The organism is uncultured Aurantimicrobium sp. (genome assembly GCF_936931525.1).
In the GTDB taxonomy this organism is placed as follows: domain Bacteria; phylum Actinomycetota; class Actinomycetes; order Actinomycetales; family Microbacteriaceae; genus Aurantimicrobium.
In genome coordinates this window covers 12471-39199 of the sequence record NZ_CAKZII010000189.1, presented here as the reverse complement: position 1 = coordinate 39199, position 26729 = coordinate 12471, and the positions used below count along the sequence as shown (strand labels likewise).

The following is a 26729-nucleotide window of genomic DNA, read 5'->3' as shown; positions in this document are numbered from 1 at the left end:
ACCAGGTCGAATTAATTCAAACAAGACTACATCTTGAACATTTCCTATGCTTAGTCTGCTGAATAGCAGGCAGCGAACATTTTTGAGATCTTGGTTGGTTTGATGAAGTTGCCAGAATTTTTTCTAAAAGGCCTTTGCCAGGGATCTGGTGACAAAAATGGTTATTTGTTAGTGAAACGGAGAAAGCGTCTTTGCTAGTTATTTGTTAAATGAAGAACTGAGCATATTTTTCAGTGCGGGATCGCAAACAAATACGAACGTCCCCTTGATCCCTCGGGTCAGCAACACCCGATAGATATTCACCACGTAGTTGAGTAGATCTTCATCTGTGTACTCGATACCGAGCCTGGGGTTGTTTTCTTTGCCCTTCTTATCGTGATAATTCTCACGATGAAAGACAATCTTCTTCGCAACTGGGTCGTACCCGAGGTCCGGCCCGATGATGACTCCGGCATAGTTCAGGTCATAGCCCTGAACAGTGTGTATAGACCCGACCTCTTCGAGTGAAGTGGGTGAGTTGATCCAGTCTGTTGCTGTCCGGTTCCATGTGAGACCAACGTCACCGATCTGAATGTCCACAGCACTTGGGTCGTTCTTGCTCGCCCATGGCCAGGCATAGCCAGCAATCATTCGAGAAAGGCCTACATCTTTATCTTTCTCGAAGATTGCCTCACGCATCTCTGCAATGTCATCAAAGAATCGGAGTTCGTAGTTCCCGAAAGACTCCGGTCCTAGCTGTTTGCCAGCAAAGATTCGGCCAATGAACTCGATGTAGTCGGTTCCACCTGCCACACGCATCTGAGACACAAGACGGAAGAAACTGTTAGCTTGACGGGCTTGTTCCACAAGAGCAGCCGTTACCTCTGCAGGTAAGTCAGCGGGCTTCACACTTTGTGCTGAGTCCAGCAGGTACAGCTGGTGTGTGCTCTTGGCCTTGATCCAGTCCAATTGCGTCCATGACAAGTCATCATTGCCAAACAACGCGGTGTTGATATCCGTGAACTTCTTATTCTGTGCAGCTGAAGGCTGGTTGGATCGCTGCCCAAGACGGTGTGACTCATCAACAATAAGCAGGTCGTAGTGTTCCTTCGATGCACCAGCATCAAAAGGACTAAGCACCATCAACTTGGAAAGGCCTGGCGTCTTTGCAAACACCTTCTCAATGGACTTCCGCAAGGACTGTTGGGGAATGACCAACCCGATGGTGAAGTCTTTGAGCTGCTCTCGGTAACCCTGTTGGAAGAAATCAGAGAACATTGAGTCACTGTCGAGCTGTTCGTCTGGTTGGCTCTTCGCAATGTCGACCAGGAGCTTCATGAGATAGACGGCAACAATTGTCTTACCCGTGCCAGGGTCTCCCTGGATAACGATGGGTGTATCTGTCTTGTTCTCGAGGTCTTCAAAGAGTTTCTCAAGAACACCCTCAATAGCCACAGATTGATCTGTATTCAGTGCTTTGAATGGTGAGAACTTGAATAGGTCGCTGTTCACAATGTCTGGGATGCTTCGCGTGAAGACACCTTCTTTGAGGAGCTCCTCAAAGAGTTCATTGAAGGTCTCGCGATAGCGATCACGTTCGAAGTAATCAGCATCAGTGATGCCGTGGTTTCCGTTGAGGACTTTGTATTTGCTGTCCGCAGCGAGGTAGCGAATCAGCTGTGACTCGAGGTCTAAGCAAACAGACTTATTGAAGCGGTCATCAAGGATGACCTTGATCTTCTTGAGGTGTTGGCGTTGTTCAACAGCGAGGTGCTGGAACATGCGGCTGGCCACATTGGTGGATTCACCAATGTAAATCTCGTCAGTTCCTTCTATTGTGTAAACAACAGGCCAGTTCTTATGACGTGGGTTTGTTTCAGCCCAGGTGGCTACCGCGCCCTTATCGAAAGGAAGTCGCTCAATATTAAAGCTGGTCATATTTATCGCTGCGCCCCCGCGCTTTCTCAACAGGGTATTTCTGTTGAGTTTTAGCCAGCTTTTCTAGAACTATCTCATTTGGGTCCATCCCCAACTTATCCGCCAAGAGAAGGCAGTAGGTCAACACATCAGCCAATTCGTCTTGGACGTTTTCTAGGTTGGCTGGGCTTCCCCATTGGTAGTTCTCCAGAAGTTCAGCAGCTTCAATGCTCACGCTTTTGGCGAGGTTCTCTGGAGTATGGAACTGACCCCAATCACGCTCTTGAACAAACTCTCTCAGAGCCTGAATAACATCCCGTTGTTCCATGAATTCAACTTATCGCAGAACACCGACACTGAGCTTGGCCGGAGGTTAAACAACTCACCCCCGCATCGCTGCGGGGGTGAGTTTGTGGTTTAACTTGACTACTTCGCGTCAACATCCTTTGCCAGGGTGCCGAGGTAAAGCTCGATGACCTTAGGGTCATCGGCCAGCTCGCGGCCGGTGCCGGTGTAGGCATCGCGTCCCTGGTCGAGAACATATCCACGGTCAGCAATCTGGAGGCAACGACGAGCGTTCTGCTCCACCATGATGACCGAGACGCCAGCCTTGTTAATGCGGCGTGTGCGAATGAAGGTCTCATCCTGACGAACAGGAGACAGACCAGCAGATGGCTCGTCCAGAAGAAGGACCTTAGGGTCCATCATCAGGGCGCGTGCCATAGCGACGGACTGACGCTCACCACCGGACAGCGAACCTGCGCTCTGCTGACGACGGTCAGCGAGCACGGGGAAGATGTCGAAGATGGCGTCAAGACGCTCAGACAGACGCTTGGGCTGCAGGAACAGACCCATCTGGAGGTTCTCCTGGATGGTCAGGCTGGGGAAGACGTTGTTGGTCTGAGGCACGAAGCCCACACCCATCTGAACCAGCTTGTTGGTCTTGAAGCCTGTGATGTCTTCACCGTTGAGGGTGACAGAACCTTCACGGATCTTGACCAGACCGAAGAGTGCCTTGAGGAGGGTCGACTTACCGGCACCGTTAGGGCCGATGATGCCGATGAGCTCACCAGGGTAGGCCTCGATGGAACAACCGTTGAGGATGTTCACACCGGGGAGGTAACCAGCAACAAGGTTGTCGGCGCGCAGTACTGGCTCGACGCCAGGCTTCTTTGCTTCAGCCATTACTTCTTCTCCTTCTTGGGAGCATCCATTGCGCCTTCTTCGAGCAATGCGTCATCGCCGAGGTCGGTGTCGTGGTGGGCTCCGAGGTAAGCATCGATAACAGCCTGGTCGCTCATCACGGTGTCCGCTGGACCTTCCGCAACAACGCGACCTTCTGCCATGACGACAACCCAGTCTGAGATGTGGCGAACCATGTGCATGTCGTGCTCAACGAAGAGAACGGTGGTTCCTTCGTCGCGCAGCGACTGGATGTGGCCAAGCAGTGACTGAGTCAGTGCAGGGTTCACACCAGCCATGGGCTCGTCGAGCATGATCATGACGGGGTCGCTCATGAGAGCGCGGGCCATTTCGAGGAGCTTCTTCTGACCACCAGAGAGGCTACCGGCAAGGTCTTCCTTCTTCTCATAGAGCTTGAAGCGCTTGAGAAGATCTTCGGCCTTGGCGATGTTTGCCTTCTCTTGTGCTGCCCAGAGAGGCTTCACAAAAGCAGCAAGGAAGGATTCTCCACGCTGATCCTTGGCACCGAGAAGCATGTTCTGCATCACGGTGAGGCGCGACAGCGCCTTGGTCAGCTGGAAGGTGCGAACCATTCCGCTCTTAGCAACGGAGGCTGCTGCGGTGTTACCGAGCAGCTTGCCGTTGAAGGACCACTTAGCAGCCTTGTCAGCGGAGGGTCCACCAAACATCTTCTTTGCAGAGGATGGCTGGTCGAATCCGGTGATGAGGTTGAAGAAGGTTGTCTTACCGGCACCGTTAGGGCCGATCAGTGCGGTGATCACACCGCGCTGCACTTCTAAGTGATCAACATCAACAGCACGGTTACCACCGAAGTCACGGACGACGTTGTCGACCACGAGGATGGCATCGGGCTTTGAGGCTCCAGGAGTTTGCTTGACAGTCTTCAGCTCTGCACGAGCTTCTGTTGCTGTCTTCTTGGTCGCATTAGACATTGAAGTTCAGCTCCTTCTTGTCGCCCAAGATTCCTTGAGGCCTGAAGATCACCAGCAGCATCAGTGCGACACCAACCATGATCCATGAGAACTGCTCGGTCTGCTGAGTGTTCAAGATGGCATCGGGGATGAGGATATCCACGGTGCCCTGAATGAAGATACGCAGAGCGAAGAACAGTGCCGATCCGAGGACGGGGCCCCAGATGGTGGCAGCACCACCCAAGAGCATCGCGGTCCAGATGAGGAAGGTCATGTTACGACCGAGAGCATCTGGCTGGACCGAGGTGGGCAGGACGTAGAACATACCGCCGATAGCACCGAGGACACCACCGATGATGAGGGCCTGCATCTTGAAGGCGAAGACGTTCTTGCCGAGGCTGCGAACAGCATCTTCGTCTTCACGGATGCCCTTGATAACGCGGCCCCAAGGGGAGCGCATCAGAAGCCATACGAGAACAGCGAAGATCACAACAAGGCTCCACGCGACGATACGGATGAACCATCCGTTAACGCCGGTGTTGTCGAAGTCGAACCACAGGATTGCTGTCTTTCCATCAGGGAAGGGAGACAGGGCACTGAAGGTGTTGCGGTAGGTCTCACCGGGGAGACCGTTTGAACCACCGGTGACGGAGTTCAATACCGAAGCACGACCGATCATGCGGACGATTTCCGCCGCGGCAATCGTCACGATGGCCAGATAGTCACCTCGCAGTTTCAGGGTTGGAATACCCAGAAGCAAAGCGAAGATGGTACCGGCTGCAATGGTGACCAGTGTGGCTGCCCAGAAGGGAAGACCAGCAATGGTGGCTACGGAGAATCCGTACGCACCAATGAGCATGAAGCCCGCTTGACCCATGTTCAACAGACCGGTGAAACCGAAGTGAACGTTCAGACCAATTGCTGCGATAGCAAAGGCAGCGGTAGTCGGCAGAATCATGTTCGCCGACATGTCATAGAGAACTTTAATCCACATATCCATGACTGTCCTCCTTAACCGATCCGCTCTTTGCGACCGAAGATACCCTGCGGACGAACCAGCAGGATAACAATCAGCAGCAGAAGGGCTGTTGCGTACTTGAAGTCACCAGGCACGACGAAGTTGGCGAGCTCTACGGTCATACCGATGATGAGCGAACCAATCAGCGCACCGAAGGCGGTACCGAGACCACCGAGGGTAACTGCGGCAAACATGAGCAGCAGCAGCTGCATACCTGTCTGCCAGTTGATGCCGTTGAGGACCAGGCCGAGCATGACACCGGAAAGACCAGCGAGTGCAGTGGCGATGACCCAGACCAGACGGATGATGCGGTCTACGTCGATACCGGAAGCCGCCGCAAGCGAGGGGTTGTCCGATACGGCGCGGGTTGCGCGTCCCGTGCGGGTCTTGAGGAGGAAGAGACCAACCAAGATGAGAACGATAACCGAGAGGCCCATTGCCCACAGTGACTCGAAGGTCAAGGTGACGGGTCCGATGGTGAAGGTCTCAGGGTTCTTCATGAGGATACGAACCGTGGATGCTCCATAGAACATCTGGAAGGTGTACTGCAGGGCCAGTGCCAGACCGATGGTCACAATGATCATCTGTGTCAGGGACAGACCCTTCTTACGCAGTGGCTTCCAAATGACCGCATCTTGGATGTAACCGGTAGCACCGGTCAGGATGACCACGATGACGATGGTGAGGAAGATGTTCAAGCCGAGTACGTTCGCGAAGGTGTATCCCAGAAGACCACCAAGGGTCACCTGCTCTGCGTGAGAGAAGCTGGAAAGACCCGTGGTTCCGTAGATCAGGGAGAGACCAATAGAGGCCAGTGCGAGGAGGAGACCGAGTCGAAGACCAGAGACGATTTGCTGTGCAAGTCGATCCCAGTTGAATCCTTCAGCAGCGATCTCAGCCTGTGATGGGCCGTTGTCGGCTCCGTCACCGGTTGCACCGTCGACTGAGAAGATTGTTGCCTTCACAAAGCCGAGGGTGATGTCGCGCTCCTGGACAGCGTCGCCCTTGAGGGTGACACCTTCAGGAAGGGTCTTTTCGTCGAGGGTAATTGTGTAGAGACCAGCGACTGTAACCGCTGCGTTCCACTTACCGTCTTTGTCGGTCTCGGCAGGAACGTTCAGGCCGTTCCCGTCAATAGTTAGTTTGACGCCAGCACCAACACCCTTGATAGTTCCCGTGAAACATCCAGTTTCTGCGTCAGCGACGCAGACGTCACTGGTTGCAGCGTGAGCAGCGGGAGCACCCGTACCCAGCGTGAATGAGAGAACCAACAGACCTAGGAGTACACCAAAGATGACTCGCAGGCTCATGGGGCTGGAACGGCGCGCTAAAGCTGTGTTTACCACTGCACCTCCATAGGGAGAACAACCGAACTGTTGGTCACGCGTTGCCCTCCATTTGTTTCATCGCATGTCGACTTTGACAGACGATACCTGTCGATTATGTCGCACTTGTTAAACATGCGCGATATTGACGACCGCATAAGACTTTAGTAGGGGAATAACTGCCCGCGCCAACCCGTTAAGCTTGATTACAGAGGCTTTGCCGTAATGGCGCGGGTTATTGCCCGGAATTTCGGACAAATAGATTAAGAACTGAGGAACGATGGCCCAGAACGATCCTTTTGGATTTGTTGGACTTACCTACGACGACGTGCTGCTCCTGCCTGGACACACGGACGTCATTCCGAGCGAGGCAAACACCTCGAGCCGCTTCACTCGCCGCATCACCCTCTCTAAGCCTCTGATCTCTTCCGCCATGGACACCGTGACCGAAGCCCGCATGGCTATCGCCATGGCTCGCCAGGGCGGTATTGGCATTCTTCACCGCAACCTCTCTATTGAGGACCAAGCTGACCAGGTAGATAAGGTCAAGCGCTCTGAGTCCGGCATGATTACCAACCCGGTCACCACCACAGCAGAGGCAACTGTTGCTGAGGTTGATGGCCTGTGTGGTCAGTTCCGTGTCAGTGGTCTTCCTGTTGTGGATGCCGACGGCACTCTGGTCGGCATCATTACCAACCGCGATATGCGCTTTGTCTCTGATGCAGACAAGCAGCGTCTCACCGTGCGCGAAGTCATGACCCCGATGCCTTTGGTTACTGCACCTGTGGGTGTCTCTGCTGATGACGCTATTGCGCTGCTGGGTAAGCACAAGATTGAGAAGCTGCCCATTGTCGATGGTGCAGGCAAGCTCACCGGTTTGATCACCACCAAAGACTTTGACAAGTCCGAGAAGTACCCTGACGCCACCAAGGACGACGCAGGCCGTTTGCGCGTCGGTGCCGCTATTGGTTTCTTCGGAGACGCCTGGCAGCGTGCGGAGGCACTCCGCGATGCCGGCGTGGACGTCCTTGTTGTCGATACCGCTAACGGTGACTCCGCTGGTGTGCTGGAGATCATTAAGAAGCTCAAGAGCGACCCTTCCTTTGCGCACATCGATGTGATTGGTGGCAACGTGGCAACCCGTTCCGGTGCACAGGCACTCGTGGACGCGGGTGCTGACGGCATCAAGGTCGGTGTTGGTCCCGGTTCTATCTGCACCACTCGTGTTGTAGCTGGTGTGGGTGTTCCTCAGGTCACCGCGATCTGGGAGGCCTACCAGGCTGCTGGTCCTGCTGGCGTTCCTGTTATTGCTGATGGTGGCTTGCAGTACTCCGGTGACATTGCCAAGGCACTTGTTGCCGGTGCTGAGTCCGTGATGCTGGGTTCCTTGTTCGCTGGTTGCGACGAAAGCCCTGGCGACCTGGTCTTCGACAACGGCAAGCAGTACAAGAGCTACCGCGGCATGGGTTCCTTGGGTGCTCTGCAGACCCGCGGCGAGCGCACCTCGTATTCCAAGGACCGCTACTTCCAGTCGGACGTCCCCAGCGATGACAAGCTCATTGCTGAAGGTATTGAAGGCCGCGTTGCCTACCGTGGACCTCTCTCTGCTGTGGCACACCAACTTGTTGGTGGCCTGCGCCAGTCCATGTTCTATGTGGGCGCTCGCACCATTGCTGAGCTTCGCTCGAACGGTAAGTTCGTGCGCATCACTGCGGCTGGACTCAAAGAGTCCCACCCGCACGACATCCAGATGGTTGTCGAAGCACCGAACTACCGTAAGTAATACAGAAAGAACGTCTGGGGAACCACAGTGACTGAAATTGAGATCGGGCGCTCAAAGCGTGCTCGCCGCGCCTTTGCCTTCGATGACATCGCTGTTGTCCCTAGCCGTCGCACCCGTGACCCTCAGGATGTGTCTGTCAGCTGGGGTATTGATGCCTACCAGTTCGAGATTCCTATCCTGGCTGCCCCCATGGACTCCGTGGTCTCCCCCGAGACCGCTATTGCCATGGGCAAGCTCGGTGGTGTGGGTGTTCTGAACCTCGAGGGTCTGTGGACTCGCTACGAGAACCCCCTTCCTGTTCTGGCAGAGATTCGTTCTCTCCCTGCTGCTACTGCAACCAAGCGCATGCAGGAGCTCTATGCCGAGCCCATCAAGGCGGAACTCATCACAGCGCGTCTGGCCGAGGTTCGCGCCTCTGGCGTGACCGTGGCCGCTGCGCTGTCTCCTCAGCGCACCCAGGAGTTCTACCAGACCGTGGTGAGTGCTGGCGTGGACCTGTTCGTAATCCGCGGCACCACCGTTTCTGCAGAGCACGTCTCTAAGGAGACCGAAGCTCTGAACCTCAAGAAGTTCATTTATGAACTCGACGTTCCTGTCATTGTTGGTGGCGCAGCCACCTACACCGCAGCCCTGCACTTGATGCGCACCGGTGCTGCTGGTGTTCTGGTCGGCTTCGGTGGCGGTGCTGCTTCGACCACCCGTGCTTCTTTGGGTATTCACGCTCCGATGGCTACCGCCATTGCGGACATCGCAGGTGCTCGGCGCGACTACATGGACGAGTCCGGTGGACGTTACGTTCACGTCATCGCAGATGGTGGCCTCGGCACCTCTGGCGACGTGGTGAAGGCAATCGCGTGCGGTGCTGACGCCGTCATGCTGGGTTCTGCGCTTGCTCGTGCGACTGACGCTCCTGGTGGCGGTTGGCACTGGGGCCACGAAGCACACCACGGTGAGCTTCCTCGCGGTAACCGCGTGCACGTAGGCCAGGTTGCTCCTCTTGAACAACTTCTCTTCGGCCCTGCAGATGTTGCAGACGGCACCTCGAACCTTGTCGGTGCTCTGCGCCGCTCGATGGCCACCACTGGTTACTCCGATCTCAAAGAGTTCCAGCGCGTGGAGGTTGTTGTTGCTCCCTACAGCGCAGGTTCCAGCGCCGCTGCCACCGCACCAGTAGTCGACCCCACTCTCTAACAATGACTGACACCGCTTCCACACAGGGCGCGCTCAATGCACACTCGCGTGCTGAAGCGCTGGCCGCCATGGAGGCCGAAGAGCTCGACATCCTCATTATTGGTGGCGGCATTGTTGGTGCTGGGTGTGCTTTGGATGCAGCTACTCGTGGATTAAACGTCGGTGTGGTTGAAGCACAAGACTGGGCAGCGGGAACCTCGAGCCGTTCCTCCAAGCTCGTACACGGCGGTATTCGTTACCTCGAGCAGCTGGACTTCCATCTCGTTCAGGAAGCGCTCACCGAGCGGGGTCTGCTTTTGCAGCAGTTGGCTCCCCACCTGGTCAAGCCCATTCGTTTTCTCTACCCCGTGGAGCACCCCATTTGGGAACGTGCCTATGTGGGTGCAGGCATGCTGCTCTATGACATCTTTTCTTATGCCGGTGGCCGACGCCCGGGCGTGGGACACCACCGTCACCTGAGCAAGCGCCAGATTGGCTTGGCAGCACCCAGCCTGCGCTCCTCCGGCATCATCGGTGGCATGAGCTACTACGACGGCCGCGTCGATGACGCCCGTTACGTGGTCAACCTGGTTCGCACGGCGGTCGCCAACGGCGCCCTCGCAGCGAACCGCACCGAAGTGGTCGGCTTCTTGCAGAAGAAGGGCCAGGTCATTGGCGTTACGGTCAAGGACCTAGAAACCGGACGCGAATTCCCCATCCGCGCCAAGCAGGTCATTAACTCCACGGGTGTGTGGACCGGAACCACCCAGGAGCTTGTCCACGATGGCGGCACGCTGCGCGTGCGGGCATCGAAGGGAATCCACATTGTGGTTCCGCGTGATCGCTTCAAGTCGGTCATGGGTCTGCTGCTCCGCACTGAGAAGTCCGTTCTCTTTGTAATTCCCTGGGGACGTCACTGGATCATTGGCACCACGGACACCGACTGGACCTTTGACAAGGCGCATCCTTCGGCGACCGCCACGGATATTCAGTATGTGCTCGACCACGTCAACGCCGTACTCGATGACCCCATCACCCACGATGACATCGAGGGTGTGTATGTGGGCCTGCGTCCATTGCTGGCCGGAAACTCTGAGTCCACTACCAAGCTCAGCCGTGAACACGTTGTGGTCAAGCCCAAGCCTGGCCTGGTGCTCATTGCTGGCGGTAAGTGGACTACCTATCGCGTGATGGCCAACGACGCGGTGGATGCTGCCGTCTCCGAGCTGAACGCTTTGGCTGGTGAAGGTTCTATCCCTGCCAGCGTGACCGCGTCGGTGCCCCTGCTGGGTGCTGCCGGATACAAAGCTTCATGGAACCGTCGCACCCGCACTGCTGCGCGTGCAGGTTTGCCCAAGTCCGTCGTGGAGCACTTGCTCAACCGCTACGGCTCAATGGCAGATGACCTGCTCGCCATCATTGCGGCAGATCCCAAGCAAGCAGAATCTCTGCCTGGCAACCCTGACTACCTCCTGGCTGAAGTCACCTATGCGGTGACCCACGAAGGTGCTCTGCACATCGAAGACGTGCTGTCCCGTCGCACGCGTTTCACTATTGAAACGCGTGACCGGGGCCTCGAAGCAGCACCTGTCGTGGGAAAGATCATGGCCAAGTTGTTGGGATGGAATGCTGCCACCGAAAAGGCTCAGGTCAAGAACTTCCGACTGGGCATCGAAGCGGAGTTTGCTGCCGAGCAGCAAACCTCTGATGAAGCAGCTAACGCTATTCGCATGTCCGTCCCCTCGATAACGGAGATGCCGGTCTAATGCTGCGCACTGCTCTTAAAGTTCGGTGGATTGCCTTTCTGCTCCTGGTGATGGGAGCTGCAGCTGCGTTTGCGTGGCTGGGTCAATGGCAGCTCGAACGCGCCATCATTGCCTCGCAGCCCATTGATGCTGAATCCGAGACGATCATTCCTTTGGTGGAGTTACAGGTTCCCGGCATTGCTCCCTCAGAGATTGCTTCCGGTCACATGACCGAAGTCACGGGTTATCTCTCCCCCGATTCCTATACCGTGCTGACCGGTCGTCTCAACTACGGAGAAGCTGGGTACTGGCTCGTGGGACGCTTCATCACCGAAGAAGGCTCACTGCCGATTGCGCTCGGCTGGGCTGCTCAGGAAACTGAAGTGCTTTCTGTGATGGATGAGCTCAATGCCTCTCCCGTGACCGAGCCTGCTGTGGTGACTGGTCGCTTTATGCCCACCGAGGCACCTGTGGTTCCCGAAGGGGAACAAGGTCCCTTTGTGGAGAGCACGCTGTCTGTGGCATCCCTTGTGAACCTGTGGCCAGACTTTGCTGGTCCGGTCTATGAGGGTTACCTCGTGGCCGATGTTGCCCCTGCTGGGTTGGACGTGATTGAGTCCATTCCGCCCATGAATGAGGGCTCCGTGAACTGGCTCAATATCTTCTATGCCGTTGAGTGGGTTGTCTTCGCTGGCTTCGCGTTCTTCATCTGGTGGCGTCTGGTCAAGGACGCCTACGAGCGAGAACTCGAAGAAAAAGCACAGCTTGAGGCGAACTAAACTAGAGCCATGCCTTTAGCCCCTCGCGCCGCAGATATTCCTCGCATTCCGAAGGCTCTGAAGTTCTACAAGGTGATGTCCTACATCACCGGTACTTTCCTTCTTCTGCTGGTGGCAGAGATGATCTTGAAGTACTGCATCGACTACCGCAGCAATACTTTTGTTGCCCCCAACGGCATGATTGATCCCGCCACCGGCGACTTCATCTTCCTTGAGCCCGGCTATGAGATTGAACTCTTTGGCCCACAAGGCTTCTTGGCTCTTGTTCCCAACGACAGCGTTGAGGCCATCAACCTCTCTATTGGCATCTTGGTTATCCACGGCTGGCTCTATGTTGCCTACCTCTTCGCCGGCTTCCGCATCTGGTCCATGATGCGCTGGAACGCCGCCAAGCTGTTCATCATTGCCCTCGGTGGAATCATCCCCGGACTGTCCTTTGTCGTTGAGCACTTCTATGCCAAGCAGGTTGTGGCATTCCTGGCAACTCAAGACGCCTCATCTTCTTCACCAACCCCCACCCCAGCAAAAGGAGAGGCCGCGTGACGCAGCCCCAGCCCGTACTCGTCGTTGACTTCGGCGCCCAGTACGCACAACTCATTGCCCGCCGCGTTCGCGAAGCTGGTGTGTATTCCGAGATTGTTCCTCACTCCATCTCTGCTGCTGAGGTAGCTGCAAAGAACCCCGTGGGCATTGTGCTCTCCGGTGGTCCTTCCAGCGTCTATGAGCCTGGCTCCCCTTCTCTGGACCCTGCGATCCTGGAACTCGGCATTCCCGTCTTTGGTATTTGCTACGGCTTCCAGGTGATGGCTCAGGCTCTCGGTGGAACCGTTGCTCAGACCGGTGGCCGCGAATACGGTGCCACCGACATGGCCATCAAGGCTGACCACGCTCTTGTGGGCGGCCAGCCCACCACTCAGACTGTCTGGATGAGCCACGGCGACCAGGTCGCCACCGCTCCTGCCGGCTTCACTGTCGTTGCCTCGACGGAAGCAACCCCGGTTGCTGCCTTCGCCAACGACGAACGCCGTCTCTACGGCGTTCAGTGGCACCCTGAGGTCAAGCACTCTGAGTTCGGACAGAACACGCTGGAGAACTTCCTGCACAAGTGTGCTGGGCTTCCTGCGGACTGGAACAGCGAAAGCGTCATTGAGACCCAGGTCGCTTCTATCCGTGCTCAGGTGGGCACCAGCCGCGTCATCTGCGGCCTTTCTGGCGGTGTTGACTCCGCTGTGGCGGCAGCCATTGTTCACAAGGCTGTGGGCGACCAGCTGGTCTGTGTCTTTGTTGACCACGGTCTACTGCGTCAGGACGAACGCCGCCAGGTTGAAGAAGACTACGTCAAGGCCACCGGCATTCGCCTGGTGACCGTGGACGTGCGCGAGCAGTTCTTGAACGCACTGGCCGGAGTCAGTGACCCTGAGACCAAGCGCAAGATTATTGGCCGTGAATTTATTCGCACCTTCGAGCAGGCAGAACGTGACCTCATGGCCGAAGCTGCTGCCGATGGTGAACCCATCAAGTTCTTGGTTCAAGGAACCCTCTACCCTGACGTAGTGGAATCTGGTGGTGGCAGTGGAACTGCCAACATCAAGAGCCACCACAACGTGGGTGGTCTTCCTGATGACCTGCAGTTTGAACTGGTCGAGCCCCTGCGGGCACTATTCAAGGATGAGGTCCGTGCCATTGGTCGCGAGCTAGGTCTCCCCCACGAAATCGTGGGACGCCAGCCCTTCCCTGGTCCCGGTCTCGGTATTCGTATCGTGGGTGAGATCACTCAGGAACGTCTGGACCTGCTTCGCGAAGCAGATGCCATCGTGCGTCACGAGCTGACCGCTGCGGGCTTGGATGACGAGATCTGGCAGTGCCCTGTTGTTCTCCTTGCTGACGTGCGCTCTGTGGGCGTCATGGGAGATGGTCGCACCTACGGTCACCCCATCGTCTTGCGCCCTGTGTCCTCAGAGGACGCCATGACCGCAGACTGGACTCGTTTGCCCTACGACCTGCTTGCCAAGATCTCTAACCGCATTACCAATGAGGTTGCTGGCGTGAACCGCGTCGTGCTGGATGTCACCAGCAAGCCACCAGGAACTATTGAGTGGGAGTAATCCCCACGACGTAGTGCCCAGACCGTCAGGTCTGGGCACTACGTGGTTAAGTGGTTTGTCTGGTGCGGCGGCGAGTGAGTACAAAGCCGAGTGCCATGAGAGCGAAAGCCAACAAAGCAATCTCTCTGGTTGCCTGTCCAGTTTGTGCAAGCCGATTTTGCTCGAGTGTTTTGGGGTCAATACTCGAGGCACCCATCAGCTCCCCTGAGGCGTTAATTTCAAACCAGGTTGTGCTGGAGACCTGATACCCGAGATAGTTTCGCCCTGACAGCGTGAGGGAATGCCAACCAGCTTCGAGGCCTGTGGGAATCACGGCATTACCGAGAATGGTTCCGGCAGCACCTGACGTCCCTGAAGACAGCACGCGTGGAGTTGAGCGAACTACGAGATCCCAGGGGGAACTGGGCTCCAGCCCAGTACTGGAGAACTCAGCCGAACCCCCAGCAACAGGGTCACCCACCACTACGGCAATCACGATCTCTAAGGTCACGTTAGAGGCAGCGGGAGAAATCGGTTTCATTGCTGCAGTTGCCAAGCTGGGAGTACTCGTGCCAATAGTGTTCGTAGCTGTCACCGTAAAGGTGTAGTTCACGCCATTGGTCAGGCCCGTGATGTCACAGGTCGTGATGGGAGCTAGAACTGTGCAGCTGGCACCGCCTGGCAAAGCCGTGGCGGTATAGGAAACAAGTGCGCGACCACCGGTCATGGTGGGCGCGGTCCATGCCAGTGCTACCCCGTTGTCACCGGCAACGCCCGTCACCCCAGAGGGCGCTGCAGGCGCAGTAACAAATGTTGCCGTCTGAGCAGAGGTTGAAGGCCCCGCTCCCGCTGCGTTCACCGCACGGATCAGCAGGTCATAACTGACCCCGGCTGAGAGACCCGTGATGCGCTGGGGGGCTGATGTAGAAACAGAGCCAAAATCAAACCAGTGAGCACCGTTATCCACGGAGTAGTCATACCGAGTTATTGCGCTTCCACCGTCAGAGGTGGGTGGGCTGAAACTGGCCGCTAAGTACCCATTCCCTGGTGTCAGCGAGGTAAAGGTTGGAGCGCCCGGAGTGGTCAGTGGTGTGACGGAATCTGATGCGATGCTGGCATTGCTTTCCCCCACGGTTGCAAAAGCTGCTGAGCGTGCTGTCACCGTGAAGGTGTAAGCCTGCCCGTTTGTCAGTCCGGGCACAAAACAGATAGTCGAAGGAGCAGTTGCCGTGCAGGTGTGCCCGCCGGGGTTAGAAGTTGCTGTGTACGAAGTGAGCGCAGTACCACCTGTGTTTGTGGGAGGCATCCATGTAACCAACACCGATTCATCACCAGCAAGCACTTGCACTGCGGTCGGTGCGCTTGGAAATGTGCGGGGAACATACATGGCAGAGGGCGAACTCACAAAGAGTGAGACGCCTGCGGAGTTAGTTGTCTTCACTGTGAAGGTATAGGAAGTACCGTTGACAAGATTAGGAACAGTGCAGGATGGATCAGATACTAAAGACGTCACTGCAGCGCAGGTGGATCCTCCTGGGCTAGCAGTAACCTCATAGCCAGTCACATTGAGGCTGCTTTTATTGGTCCACGACACTAGTGCTGATTCGTTTCCTTCGACAGCCACTGGAATGCCATCAATCACTTCAGTCGGAATCACCCTCGGGGTTACTGTGACAGCAGTACTTGCTGCACTCGTACCCAATGTATTTGTAGCGGTGACTGTGAGCGAATATGACTGCCCGGTTGTTAGACCTGTAACGGTACAGCTGCGTTCGGATGCCGTTGCCGTGCAAGTTTTTGAGTCAGGACTTGAAGTAACGGTGTAACTCGAGATGGAAGTGTTTCCACTATTTGTTGGGGCTACCCAGGTAACTGTCGCGCTTGTGCCACTTGCTGTAGCACTTGGTGAGGTTGGAGGACCTGGAAATCCGCAACCTACACCTGTTGGGTCTTGCCACAGTAAGAAGGGATAGCCACTGTTCATCCCTGTGCACATTCCCCAGATGCTATTTGTGGCGTCATAAACAGCCCACCCGTTAGTAATCTTCCAGTTCCCGCCGCTAGGGCCAAAAGTGGAGAAAGACTTCATTTCAGCTGTAGTTTTGCCAGCTACAACACTCGCTGTTACAGCCGGGGTACTTGTTCCAAAAAGAGACTGGCCAGAGGAGGTCGTATCCCAGAAGTTCTTGCCGGTAAAGGGAATGGTAGTTCCAGATGCAAATGAAGCATGGTTAAGCGATGTTCCAACAAATCCACCTTTTTCCGAAGTCCCAGTTACTAAACCCGTGGAATATGAATTCTTGATTGTTGTGGTGGAGTCATACAACAAATTCCTGCCAACAAGTCCGCCAACGCTATATTGTCCCGTGACAGCTCCGGTGGCATAGGAGTCGATAATTTTCCCGCTCTCATTAACGCCCACCAGTCCACCAACCACAGCGTTCGTCACACTCACTGAAGTGCTAGCCCAAGACTTTTCGATAGTGCTACCTACAGCGTTGATGGCAACCATCGCAGCCGCATAGGTTCCCCTTGAGGTAACGCTTCCACCTGAAACTGATGATGCGGAAATAGTGCCCTGATTATTTGAAACTAACCCTGCTGTTCCAGTACCTCCTGTCACCGAATTCACCACCAGATTGAGTCCTGTGAGCAGAGAAAGAGGGCCAGTCACCCTGAAGAGACCTACATAATCAACGTTGCCTTCAATCTTGAGATTAGTAATCCGAAAGTTCTGCCCGTAATAAGTTCCAGAAAACAAGTAAATGGGAGTCCAGGAAGTAATGCTTTCCAAATTGATGTCATTGGTTTGTTCGAAATACTTCCCAACTGTTCCGCAAGGGTACAGTGCTGAAAGTTGGGCAGGTGTGGAAACTTTCCAAGGATCTGACGAGGTTCCTGTACCTCCTGCAAAATCAGTGCTGCAATTCACTGCATTAGCCGGGGTCCCGATTCCAACTATCGGACTCGCAAGAACACCTAAGGCCGCGACGACAGCGAGCATCTTGCGGGAAGCTAAACCGCTAAGCCGAGTGGCCTTTTTCTTGAGCCTGCCGAAAAGTTTGCTCTGGGTACTGCCCCCCTGGCGCGCGTATCTGGTTCGCACCACAGCCCCTTCCGCGTAAACCAAAATACTAAGGTTACCTTAGTACTAAAGTAACCTTAGTAGATTTCGCTTATGCGGAAGCTGAGAGTCCCTCAACGTGAGTGGTGAGGGCTAGATGCTCTTGATCATCCGATCAATGTGAGCCTTGGTAACCATGCGGTCAAGCTTGGAACCTTCGAGGTTCGCCTGTCCTTGTGAGCGACCGCCTTGCCAGACAGCAAGCCCGCTCGTGGAGAGCGCAATGCTCACAGTGAGAGAAGTGAGTGCGGGATTCTTAATGAAGTAGGTCTTGGGAATCTTGCCCAACTCAAGCGTGAACTCCGTCACCTTCTTCTTCTTGAAGTCTGAGATGAGATGCTGGAGCAGGGCAACATTCAATTGCGCTTGGTCAACAAAGTCGCGGCCGTGCTGGTGTTCGGCAAGATAGGCAACCTCACGTGATGCCACGGGGTAGTTTACGAGAACTCCCCAGCCACCCATCACGACAAAGCCCTTGTTTACTGCAGTGATCCAGGCGCGAAGGCGTGCTTCCGGATTCTGAGCTGCGTTGTTGACTGCCTCTGCAACGTCAGAAATGAAGCGGGTGTAAACCCAGACCAGGGTCTCTGCAAGAAGTTCATTCCTGCTGCCGAAGTGGAAGTTGAGCAAACCGTCAGATACACCAACTGCTTCACACATCACCAGGGCATTGAACGAGGTGGGGCCAATTCGCGCCACATCATCGACCGTGACGAACAACATCTTCTCGCGCGTGGTGGGTTCAGGGTTTGTGCCGAAGCGGAGCCAAAAGCTCTCATCAAGAACCCGATCAGGCGGAGTCTGCGGATCGAGGACGGGAACCAGCTTGGAATGCCGCGATACGGCTTTCTTCTTGGCTGGGCTCATGCATTTAGCCTAACCGGAGAAATCTCTCCGCTGATTGTTCACCCAAGTTAAAGAGGTCACCCCCTGGGCCGAAGCCCAGGGGGTGACTACTTCAGTGCATTTACTGTTTAGGACTTACCCTCAACAGCGGATGCCCATACTGGAACGTTTACATCGTTGTACTTGTAGATACCGATGAACGCGGAGGATGGGTCATTCTTAGCGTTGAAAGGACCAACCGAAGATGGACCCTGGTACTGGATGTCGTCGCCGGCCTTGATCAGGTCAACACACTCAGCGTAGGTGGAGCACTTGGTTCCACCGTTAGCACCCGATACAGCAGCCAGGTTTTCCTGGATTGCTGCAGGAGTGGTTGCGCCACCCTTGGTTGCAGCAAGTGCTGCAAGGACGGTTGCGTCGTAGGACTCTGCAGCGTAGCTGAAGTCAGTGAGCTCTTCGCCCTGAACGTCAGACCAGTACTTGCCGAGGAGTGCCTTCAGCTCGTCCGAAGGAGCTGCACCAGGAATGGTTCCCTGTGCGCCTTCGAGGGTGCCTGCTTCAAAGTCCTTCTCGAAGGATCCGGTGTTTCCATCGGTGAAGTAGGTGTTAGCCATGTCCCAACCCTGAGCTACGAGCTCGGGGATGATTGCCTTGGTCTCGTCGAATGCGACAACTACGAGTGCGTCAGGCTGAGTAGCCAGAGCAGCAGTTACCTCGGAGGAGAAGGTGGTCTGAGCAGGAGGGAACTCCTGGCCCTTACCGGTTCCACCGTAAACAACGGTTCCGCCAGCTTCAACGATGGATGCCTCGGTCGAGTCACGAAGACCGGTTCCGTAGGAGTCGTTGAATACGAGGAATGCAACCTTCGAGTTTCCGTCACCGGTGATCAGCTGACCGAGAGCAGAGCCCTGTACGGTGTCTGGTGGTGCAGTGCGGAAGTAGAAGGGGCTGTAGCCGGAAAGGGCTGCAGAGGTGTTAGCAGGAGAGATCTCTACGATGCCAGCCTCGGTGAACGAGTCAACAACGTTAAGAGATACGGAGGAAGAAGCTGCACCAAGTACAACCGATACCTTCTGCTTGATGAGGTCTTCTGCCGAAGCGGTAGAAACAGACATGTCGCTCGAGTCACCGGAGTCGGTGCTGTAGAGGCAAGCGTCTGAACCGTTTACGCCACCAGCTGCGTTGATGTCTGCAATAGCAAGACCAACACCAGCGATTTCGGGTGGGCCGAGGAAGGCGAGTGAACCAGTGATGGGCAGGAGGGTTCCTACCTTGAAGGTGTTGTCGCTAGTGCTGTCGGCTGCACAGTCGGCTGCAGCAAATGCTGAGTCGGTTGCGCCACCGTCGGTTGATCCGCTTGCACAGCCAGCCAGCACGAGTGCTGAGGTTGCTGCGAGAGCAAGACCACCGAGTGCACGAGTGCGGAGAGAAATTTCTCGCATGGTACTCCTTGGTGATAATTGTGATCAGAGCACGACGACGTGCTCTGTTGTATTACCAAACTAGGCGTTAGATGTTTCCTGAGACAACATTTCCGGGTTACAACTAGGTAACAAACTGTTTGATACCGAAAGATTGCGCAACAAAAGGCCGCAGAAACGACTATTTCCTGCGTGAAATGCGTAAAAAGTGCGTAACGCTACTTCTTTGTGGCTTCGACGGTCTTGCCGAAGTAGGCAACACCGGTAGTGGCATCGTAGTTAATCTGACCTGCAGGGCCGGTGTAGTTGATGGGTTGCTTGTCAGCAACAGCAGAAACACACATGCCGTAGCTGGTGCAGGGGAAGCCGGTCTGCAGGGTGACGGCAATGAGGCCCTGAGTAATCGAAGCGCCGCCGTCATCCTTGGAGACGGTGGCAGCCAGGATCGATGCGATAGCGAGGTCATAGGCTTCTGCGCCGTAACCAAGTTCACTCAGGCTGGGGTCAGAACCCTTGAGGCGAGCAGAGAGTGCGTCATCTGGGGTGATCATTTCCACAGCAGCACCCTTGGGGGCGTTCTTTGAGGTGGCAATCGAGATGATGGCGACATTGCTGTCGTTCTTTGCGACCAGTTCTTCCAGGGTTGCAACAACGGTTGCCGACGCGGGAGCAATGATGACGTCCACGCCGCGCGCGACGAGGTCATTGAAGCTTGCTTCGGTTGCTGCGGGGTCGCCGTCACCAGCGTTGCGGTGGAGAACTTCAACAGGAACCTCGTTGTAACCACCCTGCTCGTTGACTTCCTGAGCAGCGAGGTCAACACCAGCGGCCTGAGCTGCCGAGTAAGCAGCAAGGTCACCCGAGACGGGAGTCATGTCACCGATGCGCAGGATGCCATCGCCCGAAGCCTTGACGGGGGTCGGGGTCGCAGTGGGAACCACTGCGGAACCGCCTGAGCAGGCAGCCATTCCGAGTACTACTGCACCGGCAACAAACACGGTTGCAATCTTGTTGAATCCCACGGTAATCCTTTTCGTCAAAGCAACTTACGGCTCAACAGTACCGACCCCAGCACCTGTTCTCGCTGATGGCACGCGCTCTATTCGATAGTGAGCTCTTCGGCTGCGCGGGCAAGCCTGTTCGCTTTGCCATGGCGCAGCATGTCTGTGGTGAGCACGATCAGAGCCACCCAAATGATGAAGAAGCCAACCCAGCGAACCGGTGGCATGGGTTCGTGCAGCACAAAGACAGCCATCAAGAATGAGAAGACGGGGGTGGAGTACTGAATCAAACCGATTGCCGTCAAGGGCAAACGGCGAGCACCGGCACCAAACATAATCAGGGGAACAGCGGTGACAACACCAGCGGATGCCAAGAGCAGGGTGTGAGGAACGCCATAACCAAAGAAGGTCAGTCCCACCACATTAGAGACAATGATCAACTGGATGATCGCCACCGGCGTCATCCAGATGGTCTCAATGGTCAGACCACTGATGGCGTCGACGACGCCACCGGTGCGCTTCTTGATTAGGCCATAGAGGCCAAAGGATGCTGCCAGGGTCAGTGAGATCCAAGGAATCGTGCCGTAGCTAATGGTGAGGACAATGACGGCGATAAAACTGATGCCGACGGCAACCCATTGCGTGCGACGGAGCTTCTCGCGCAGCACCAGCACACCCAGCACTACGGTGACAATGGGGTTGATGAAATAGCCCAGGGAGGATTCCACAATCTGGTTGCTCAGGACCGCGATGATGAAAACTTGCCAGTTGATATAGATCAACACAGCTGCCACACCCAGGGTGAGCATGATCTTGCGCTGCTTCATAATCGCGAAGAGCTGCTTCCACTTCCTGGTTACTGCAATAAGGAAAGCGCAGAAGATCAAGGAGAAGAGAATGCGGTAACCGACGACCTCAAAAGGGGTGGCTGGTTCCAGGGTTAAGAAGTACAGCGGGAACAAACCCCACAGGCCATAGGCGCCAAAGGCATAGAGCAAGCCGGGGCGAGAGAGCTTCTCGGACACAGCAGAGGCACCGGGAGAAGACATAGTTCGAGCCTACTCCGGACAATCCTCAGGTAACCCCAGTGCTCGCCAATTACCTAATGCAGGATTATTATTGAACTAGTGGCGGGCAGTAGCCCTTAGAGCTTGGCAGTGATCCGGACGGTTCGCGAGCCAGGCTCACACTTTTTTAACCAACTGTGGCCCCGGAAAACCGGAGCCACAATTTGAGCTAAAAGAATTTAGCGAACAACAATTGCGAGAACGTCGCGAGCAGAGAGAACGAGGAATTCCTCGCCTGCGTACTTCACTTCGGTTCCGCCGTACTTGGAGTAGATAACCTTGTCGCCTTCGGCGATGTCCAGAGGAACACGGTTACCGTTGTCGTCAATGCGGCCGGGGCCTACTGCAACGACAACGCCCTCCTGGGGCTTTTCCTTGGCAGTGTCAGGAATGACGAGACCGGAAGCAGTGGTCTGCTCGGCTTCAACCTGCTTGATAACAATGCGATCTTCGAGCGGCTTGATGGCGACCGACACGGTTGACCTCTTTCTTGAACTAAGTATGGGATTAGCACCCGAACGTATCGAGTGCTAACTACGAGTGTACGGCGTGAACTAGCACTCGCGCAATGTGAGTGCCAGCTCAAGGATTGGTAGGTTTACAACCATGGAGAGTGCAGAACTACGCGAATTACTCACCCCGGAAGGGGTGGCGTTACTGGACTCTCTGCCCGCCTACACCTCCAACACTGATGTGTTGAAGATGGTCGCTCACCTGCGCAAAGACGGAAATTCCGCGTCATTAGTGGCCACTGCGCTCACTCAGGCAAAGCTGCGTGGAAAAGCGGGAGCTAAGTTCGGCGACTTTGCCCAGCGCATGTTGTTCACTGAAGCAGGTCTCGAGCAGGCCACCAGGCTTCCGGTAGCAGCCCTCCATGCCGGGCGCTATGTTCGCGCAGGGCTCACAAGCGTGGCCGACCTGGGCTGCGGCATCGGAGCCGATGCCTTGGCGTTTGCCGGAGCAGGCCTGCAGGTTCATGCCGTGGACGCGGATGAAGTCACTGCCGCCATCACAACCTATAACTTGGCGCCCTTCCCTGAAGCACGAGTGAGTCATGGCACAGCAGAAGAGACGGACCTCTCTGATGTGGAGTCCGTCTACCTCGATCCAGCACGACGAACTTCTGGTCACACCAACACCAACCGCTTAGCCAACTCAGAGGACTACTCTCCCTCGCTCGACTTTGCTTTCGGTCTGGCAGACAAACTTCCCACCGGCATCAAGTTGGGCCCTGGCTTTGACCGAGAGCAGATTCCTGACACCTGCGAAGCACAGTGGATCTCTGTCAATGGCGACGTGGTTGAAGTGGGTCTGTGGTTTGGCCCCCTCAAGCGGGATGGCATCTCTCGAGCTGCTCTCGTAATCCACAACGATGGCATGCACGAGTTGACCTCTGCGGCCGACTCGGAAGATGCCGAAGTCGGTGAACTAGGTAAGTTCCTCTATGAACCAGATGGTGCGGTCATTCGCGCACGGTTGATCGGCGACCTGGCCCGCAGCATTGGTGCCCACATGCTCGACGAGCACATTGCCTATATGAGCAGTGACGTTGAGGTGAGCACACCCTTTGCCAGCACTTTTGAAGTCGTTGAAGAGTTTGCTCTCGATGTGAAGGTGCTTGCCAAAGAGCTCAAGACGCGCGGCATTGGCACGCTCGAGATCAAGAAGCGGGGCGTGGACATTGACCCCGCAGAGTTTCGCAAGCGCCTGAGCCTGTCCGGAAAGAGCAGCGCGACGCTGTTCTTGACCAGGCTCGGCGAGCGCCGGGTGGCAATCCTTGCCCAACGCGTCTAATCAGTAGTTCTCAACACCTTCAGTTGAAGAGCTACTTCAACAGATAAACACATCTGGACTCGATCTCAGCAGCCGCAACCCTACGGTTGCCGGATGGTTCGTCGCAACGGGTACTGGAAGAAGCACACCACAAAAGAGTTACAAGCTCTTTTGCTGATGCTGGACGATCAAGGTTGGCGAATCAAAGATCCTCCAACGTACTATCGAGCATTTTGCCCTTGTCCTGAAAAGCATCAAACAGGTATTCATCTGACTCCCAGCAACCCTCACTATGCGAAAGATATGTTGAGATACTTAGAAAGAGCAACATGTTTCGTTTACCGGGGAAGGAAGTAGAAATGGAAACAGTACGTGTTTCGGTGAGTTTCTATGTCACCGGTGAAATGGATCTCGATAACCACCTCGACCAGGTCATGAGTGCATTGATGGATATCGAGGCTGCTGACCAGCGCATATCTGACTCTGACTATGTCGCCACCGTGAAGACCGGCTTCGTGCGAATCAATTCCTCAGCAACTGAGAGCACTTTCGACGAAGCAGCAGCGGTTGCCATGGCGACTATTCGTTCTGCGATCCATGCTGCCGGAGGTTTCACCCCTGGCTGGGAGAGCAACGACTATGTCGTGACTGGCAAAGAGACTGCCGAATATAACTTTGTGGAGCAACAGCTCATCAAGTGGTGACCCAAGCCGGCTAGCTACTACCAGCCGGTCTCCAAGACATGCTCCAGCATGTCCACGAAGTAGTCTGCAGACTCCTGAGTAACCACGAGTGGTGGTTTGATCTTGAGCACGTTCTGGTAATCACCAGTGGGCTGCATGATGACGCCGAGTTCCAGCAGACGATTACAAATAGCTTCAGTTTCTTCGGTTGCCGGTTCCAGAGTCTGGGTGTCTCGGATGAATTCCAAACCAAGGTAGAGACCTGAGCCATGCACTCTGCCCACGATGGGGTACTTCGCAGACAGGCTCTGCAAGCGCTGCTTGAGGTGAGTTCCCACTTTCAATGCGTTCTCCTGCAAGCCCTCATCCTTGATGATGCCGAGGATTGCTTTGCCGATCTCACTCGACACAGGTGAACCACCGGTGGAAGAAAAGAAGTAGCCCTGGGTGCGGTAACGGTTGGCAATCTCTCGGCTGGTAATCACGGCGCCGAGCGGATGACCGCCACCGATGGACTTTGCCACCGCAACGATGTCTGGAATAACGCCTTGCTGGTGGAAGCCCCAGAACCATTCACCCAAGCGTCCGAAGCCGACCTGGACTTCATCCGCAATGGCAAGACCGCCTTGCGCACGAACAGCGGCATATACCTGCTTCAGATACCCATCTGGCAGGGCGACGCCACCGGCGTTGCCAAAGTAGGACTCACTGATGAAGCCGGCGATCTGCTTACCTGACCGAGCAATGCCCTCAATGACCTCAACCGCTTCGGGGGCATACTTCACTGCTTCTTCATCGCGGTGAATACCGCGATAGGAGTTGGCAGCATCCACGGTGTGGATCCAGTCTGGTCTGGTGCTCAGCGCATTGGGGTTATCTGCAATAGAGGTTGACACCGCATCGCTGGCATAAGTCCAGCCGTGGTATTCCTCTTGCATGCAGACGATGTCGGTTCTGCCTGTGTATGCCATTGCCACACGCAGTGCGAGATCCACCGCTTCTGAACCTGAGTTCACGAAGAAGACAGTGTCGAGCTCAGGGGGAAGCGTCTCGGTGATCAGCTCTGCGTATTCCGTTATCGAGTGATAGTTGAAACGAGAGTTGGTGTTGAGCAAACGCATCTGGTTGGTCGCTGCCTCGACCACCTTCGGGTGGGCGTGGCCGACGGAGGCCACGTTGTTCACCATGTCGAGATAGACCCGACCGTTGACGTCCATCAGATATTCACGCCAACCACGTTCCATCTGCGGAGGGTGCTGGTAGTAGTGCTCTTGCACTTCGGCGAGAACTTTCTCACGACGCTCAAGCAAGTGGTCCGCTGCCGTTGGACTCAGATCAATTCCCAGAGCGTGCGTGGGATCACCCAGCAGGCTTCGCCATCCGAGTGCTAATTCCGCAGTGACCATGGCAGGAACATCGACCGAGTCATTAACCATGGCGACGGTGATAGCGGCACGTGCTGGCAGTGTTGTTCCCGCAATCAGTGCCGAACGGAACTCCACCGACTGGCCGCCAGCGGTAATCTTTACCACTCCAGCGGCTGTCTCAAGTTCATGCTTCGTGGAAAGCTCTGTCGCTTCGGCCAACCAGATGGTGGCGTGGGTGGGGATGGTCTCTGGGGTCTGTGGTGTGCGAGAAGGAGCACCGGTGAGCACGGGTTGCCATGCCGGAAGCACTGCGAGCTCTGCACCGCTGTCGAGAGCAGACAGGGCAGCATGCTCAAGAGTGGCTGCTCCCATCCACGCACCCTCATCATTGAGAGGCGAGGTGGTGCAGGCGTCCAGCAAGGTCACGTTAGTGAGGGCAGAAAGCAGATTGCCGCCGGTCCAAGCTGCAGTTTCTGCAGCACTGAGGCCCAGGTGGTGGCGAATGGTTGCTGACATCACTGCTGGTGGAACAGACAGAGCCTGGACCAAGATGCGCATTTCGCGGTCGAGCGCGTTGGTGGCATAGTCGTTGTCTTCATCAATGCGGCTCTGCTGGCGACCGCTGAGCACCAACACAGCACCGCGCTGAATGACCAAGGGCCAGAGCGCGTCGATCTCATCATCGCTGAGTGGACGAAGCGCATGGAATGCGGCGATGGCAGGCAAAACACTGAATGGCTCAACGCCATCGTGGTGAAGCATCGAAGACACTGTGGTGGCGATCTCTCCCACAGCCCATGAGCTGGCAACGTCACCAAAGTCGAGCACGGCGTCAGGGACTAATGAATCTTCCGGACACATCACATTGTCGTCGGTAATGTCGAAGTGGCCGAGCTGCTGAGGCAGGTTCGGGCCAACAGTGCTGAGAATCGGAGAAGTCATCTCGAGAGCCTGGTGGACGAGGTTCGTGACCTCGGCATCGGGTTCATCACTGAGAAGTTGTTCAATGACTTTCTCCGCATGGAGCAAGTTCCACTGCAGCACTCTGCCACTGGCCGAGTGAGAGAAGTCAGCGAGTCCGCTGCTCACCATTCCTGCAATCTCGCCCAAGCGTGCAATCGCATGCGGAGATAAGTATCCCGAGCCCATCAGGCTGTTGCCGGGTATGAACTTGATCACGCGGCCATGAATCACGCCTTGAGAGGTCTCGAACAGTGCTGACATTGCGCCGCTCTCACCCTCAACAATCGAAGGGATGCGCAGGTCTATCGTGCTGGCAAGGTGGGCGGCAGCCTCGTCTTGCATCTGGATTTCTTGCACGCTGAAAGCGGGGTTGCTGAGTTTGAGAACACCGAGAACTTCACCAGAATCTTGTCTGCGCAAAATGAAGTTCTGATCTTGCTGACTGCCCAGCGATGAAGCGGTCGTGACCACGCCAAAATGCTTCTCAACCAATGCCACAACCTCAGCCTCAGGAAGAGTGGGAGAAGGAAGCTCAGTCTGGCTGAAGTAGTCAAAGATGTCGGTATTCAT

At 55.6% G+C, this 26729-nt stretch carries 21 protein-coding genes; 8 read left to right on the top strand and 13 right to left on the bottom strand.

The features are described 5' to 3' along the window. Positions 1-198: 198 nt before the first annotated feature. The 6 genes from Q0362_RS09670 to Q0362_RS09645 all read right to left on the bottom strand — a co-directional run bounded on the left by Q0362_RS09670 (position 199) and on the right by Q0362_RS09645 (position 6374). Entirely contained in the window at positions 199-1917 is a 1719-nt protein-coding gene (locus Q0362_RS09670; RefSeq protein WP_298122943.1) for a DUF2075 domain-containing protein, read from the bottom strand. Continuing rightward, positions 1904-2224: a nucleotide pyrophosphohydrolase gene (locus Q0362_RS09665; protein ID WP_298122941.1), complete on the bottom strand. Its 321-nt coding sequence runs from the start codon at positions 2222-2224 to the stop codon at positions 1904-1906. Before Q0362_RS09665 ends, Q0362_RS09670 begins: the two co-directional genes overlap by 14 nt. A 98-nt stretch (positions 2225-2322) precedes the next feature. After that, positions 2323-3081 (bottom strand): ABC transporter ATP-binding protein, encoded by a 759-nt coding sequence (locus Q0362_RS09660; RefSeq protein WP_298122940.1) that lies wholly within the window; start codon positions 3079-3081, stop codon positions 2323-2325. Further along, positions 3081-4031: an ABC transporter ATP-binding protein gene (locus Q0362_RS09655; RefSeq protein ID WP_280794481.1), complete on the bottom strand. Its 951-nt coding sequence runs from the start codon at positions 4029-4031 to the stop codon at positions 3081-3083. Before Q0362_RS09655 ends, Q0362_RS09660 begins: the two co-directional genes overlap by 1 nt. Continuing rightward, positions 4024-5010, bottom strand: a complete 987-nt coding sequence (locus tag Q0362_RS09650) for a branched-chain amino acid ABC transporter permease (RefSeq protein WP_298122937.1) — start codon at positions 5008-5010, stop codon at positions 4024-4026. Before Q0362_RS09650 ends, Q0362_RS09655 begins: the two co-directional genes overlap by 8 nt. Positions 5011-5021: 11 nt before the next feature. Then, positions 5022-6374, bottom strand: a complete 1353-nt coding sequence (locus tag Q0362_RS09645; RefSeq protein ID WP_298122935.1) for a branched-chain amino acid ABC transporter permease — start codon at positions 6372-6374, stop codon at positions 5022-5024. A gap of 259 nt (positions 6375-6633) precedes the next feature. On the opposite strand from Q0362_RS09645, the gene guaB reads away from it, so the two are divergent. From guaB to guaA, 6 genes are read left to right on the top strand one after another with little or no spacing between them, the layout of a single operon-like run. Further along, positions 6634-8136: an IMP dehydrogenase gene (gene guaB, locus Q0362_RS09640; RefSeq protein ID WP_298122933.1), complete on the top strand. Its 1503-nt coding sequence runs from the start codon at positions 6634-6636 to the stop codon at positions 8134-8136. Between the two features lie 27 nt (positions 8137-8163). Then, positions 8164-9327, top strand: coding sequence for a GuaB3 family IMP dehydrogenase-related protein (locus tag Q0362_RS09635; RefSeq protein WP_298122931.1), 1164 nt, complete (start codon positions 8164-8166; stop codon positions 9325-9327). Positions 9328-9329: 2 nt separating this feature from the next. Next, positions 9330-11072: a glycerol-3-phosphate dehydrogenase/oxidase gene (locus tag Q0362_RS09630; protein ID WP_298122929.1), complete on the top strand. Its 1743-nt coding sequence runs from the start codon at positions 9330-9332 to the stop codon at positions 11070-11072. Further along, on the top strand, positions 11072-11830 hold the full coding sequence (locus Q0362_RS09625; RefSeq protein WP_298122927.1) for an SURF1 family protein: 759 nt from the start codon (positions 11072-11074) through the stop codon (positions 11828-11830). Before Q0362_RS09630 ends, Q0362_RS09625 begins: the two co-directional genes overlap by 1 nt. A gap of 9 nt (positions 11831-11839) precedes the next feature. After that, on the top strand, positions 11840-12373 hold the full coding sequence (locus tag Q0362_RS09620) for a DUF3817 domain-containing protein (RefSeq protein WP_298122926.1): 534 nt from the start codon (positions 11840-11842) through the stop codon (positions 12371-12373). After that, positions 12370-13935: a glutamine-hydrolyzing GMP synthase gene (gene guaA / locus Q0362_RS09615; RefSeq protein ID WP_298122925.1), complete on the top strand. Its 1566-nt coding sequence runs from the start codon at positions 12370-12372 to the stop codon at positions 13933-13935. Before Q0362_RS09620 ends, guaA begins: the two co-directional genes overlap by 4 nt. A 46-nt stretch (positions 13936-13981) precedes the next feature. Here the strand turns inward: guaA and Q0362_RS09720 are convergent, their stop codons facing one another. The 6 genes from Q0362_RS09720 to groES form a co-directional block, all read right to left on the bottom strand. Continuing rightward, positions 13982-16426, bottom strand: a complete 2445-nt coding sequence (locus Q0362_RS09720) for a fibronectin type III domain-containing protein (protein WP_366099799.1) — start codon at positions 16424-16426, stop codon at positions 13982-13984. Positions 16427-17131: 705 nt separating this feature from the next. Further along, positions 17132-17905, bottom strand: a complete 774-nt coding sequence (locus Q0362_RS09595; RefSeq protein WP_298122917.1) for a TetR/AcrR family transcriptional regulator — start codon at positions 17903-17905, stop codon at positions 17132-17134. 107 nt (positions 17906-18012) lie between these two features. Next, entirely contained in the window at positions 18013-19326 is a 1314-nt protein-coding gene (locus tag Q0362_RS09590; protein WP_298122915.1) for an ABC transporter substrate-binding protein, read from the bottom strand. A gap of 197 nt (positions 19327-19523) precedes the next feature. Beyond that, positions 19524-20327: an ABC transporter substrate-binding protein gene (locus Q0362_RS09585; RefSeq protein ID WP_298122913.1), complete on the bottom strand. Its 804-nt coding sequence runs from the start codon at positions 20325-20327 to the stop codon at positions 19524-19526. 77 nt (positions 20328-20404) lie between these two features. Next, on the bottom strand, positions 20405-21355 hold the full coding sequence (gene rarD / locus Q0362_RS09580) for an EamA family transporter RarD (protein ID WP_298122911.1): 951 nt from the start codon (positions 21353-21355) through the stop codon (positions 20405-20407). A 197-nt stretch (positions 21356-21552) separates the two neighbouring features. Continuing rightward, positions 21553-21849: a co-chaperone GroES gene (groES, locus tag Q0362_RS09575; protein ID WP_110232760.1), complete on the bottom strand. Its 297-nt coding sequence runs from the start codon at positions 21847-21849 to the stop codon at positions 21553-21555. A 130-nt stretch (positions 21850-21979) separates the two neighbouring features. Here groES and Q0362_RS09570 point away from each other — a divergent pair, with 130 nt between their 5' ends. Continuing rightward, positions 21980-23167 (top strand): class I SAM-dependent methyltransferase, encoded by a 1188-nt coding sequence (locus Q0362_RS09570; protein ID WP_298122909.1) that lies wholly within the window; start codon positions 21980-21982, stop codon positions 23165-23167. A gap of 338 nt (positions 23168-23505) precedes the next feature. Continuing rightward, positions 23506-23850 carry a hypothetical protein gene (locus Q0362_RS09565; RefSeq protein ID WP_298122907.1) on the top strand — a complete coding sequence of 115 codons (345 nt, stop codon included), beginning with the start codon at positions 23506-23508 and terminating at the stop codon, positions 23848-23850. Between the two features lie 17 nt (positions 23851-23867). Here the strand turns inward: Q0362_RS09565 and Q0362_RS09560 are convergent, their stop codons facing one another. Further along, the gene (locus Q0362_RS09560) at positions 23868-26729 is read right to left on the bottom strand and encodes an aminotransferase (RefSeq protein WP_298122905.1); all 2862 of its coding nucleotides are present in this window, start codon (positions 26727-26729) and stop codon (positions 23868-23870) included.

Bases quoted from the DNA above. Each gene is read 5' to 3' on its own strand.
- Q0362_RS09670 (WP_298122943.1), bottom strand. From the start codon at position 1,917: ATGACCAGCTTTAATATTGAGCGACTTCCTTTCGATAAGGGCGCGGTA.
- Q0362_RS09665 (WP_298122941.1), bottom strand. From the start codon at position 2,224: ATGGAACAACGGGATGTTATTCAGGCTCTGAGAGAGTTTGTTCAAGAG.
- Q0362_RS09660 (WP_298122940.1), bottom strand. From the start codon at position 3,081: ATGGCTGAAGCAAAGAAGCCTGGCGTCGAGCCAGTACTGCGCGCCGAC.
- Q0362_RS09655 (WP_280794481.1), bottom strand. From the start codon at position 4,031: ATGTCTAATGCGACCAAGAAGACAGCAACAGAAGCTCGTGCAGAGCTG.
- Q0362_RS09650 (WP_298122937.1), bottom strand. From the start codon at position 5,010: ATGGATATGTGGATTAAAGTTCTCTATGACATGTCGGCGAACATGATT.
- guaB (WP_298122933.1), top strand. From the start codon at position 6,634: ATGGCCCAGAACGATCCTTTTGGATTTGTTGGACTTACCTACGACGAC.
- Q0362_RS09630 (WP_298122929.1), top strand. From the start codon at position 9,330: ATGACTGACACCGCTTCCACACAGGGCGCGCTCAATGCACACTCGCGT.
- Q0362_RS09625 (WP_298122927.1), top strand. From the start codon at position 11,072: ATGCTGCGCACTGCTCTTAAAGTTCGGTGGATTGCCTTTCTGCTCCTG.
- Q0362_RS09620 (WP_298122926.1), top strand. From the start codon at position 11,840: ATGCCTTTAGCCCCTCGCGCCGCAGATATTCCTCGCATTCCGAAGGCT.
- Q0362_RS09720 (WP_366099799.1), bottom strand. From the start codon at position 16,426: ATGGTTGCCATCAACGCTGTAGGTAGCACTATCGAAAAGTCTTGGGCT.
- Q0362_RS09595 (WP_298122917.1), bottom strand. From the start codon at position 17,905: ATGAGCCCAGCCAAGAAGAAAGCCGTATCGCGGCATTCCAAGCTGGTT.
- Q0362_RS09590 (WP_298122915.1), bottom strand. From the start codon at position 19,326: ATGCGAGAAATTTCTCTCCGCACTCGTGCACTCGGTGGTCTTGCTCTC.
- rarD (WP_298122911.1), bottom strand. From the start codon at position 21,355: ATGTCTTCTCCCGGTGCCTCTGCTGTGTCCGAGAAGCTCTCTCGCCCC.
- Q0362_RS09570 (WP_298122909.1), top strand. From the start codon at position 21,980: ATGGAGAGTGCAGAACTACGCGAATTACTCACCCCGGAAGGGGTGGCG.
- Q0362_RS09565 (WP_298122907.1), top strand. From the start codon at position 23,506: ATGGAAACAGTACGTGTTTCGGTGAGTTTCTATGTCACCGGTGAAATG.
- Q0362_RS09560 (WP_298122905.1), bottom strand. From the start codon at position 26,729: ATGAATACCGACATCTTTGACTACTTCAGCCAGACTGAGCTTCCTTCT.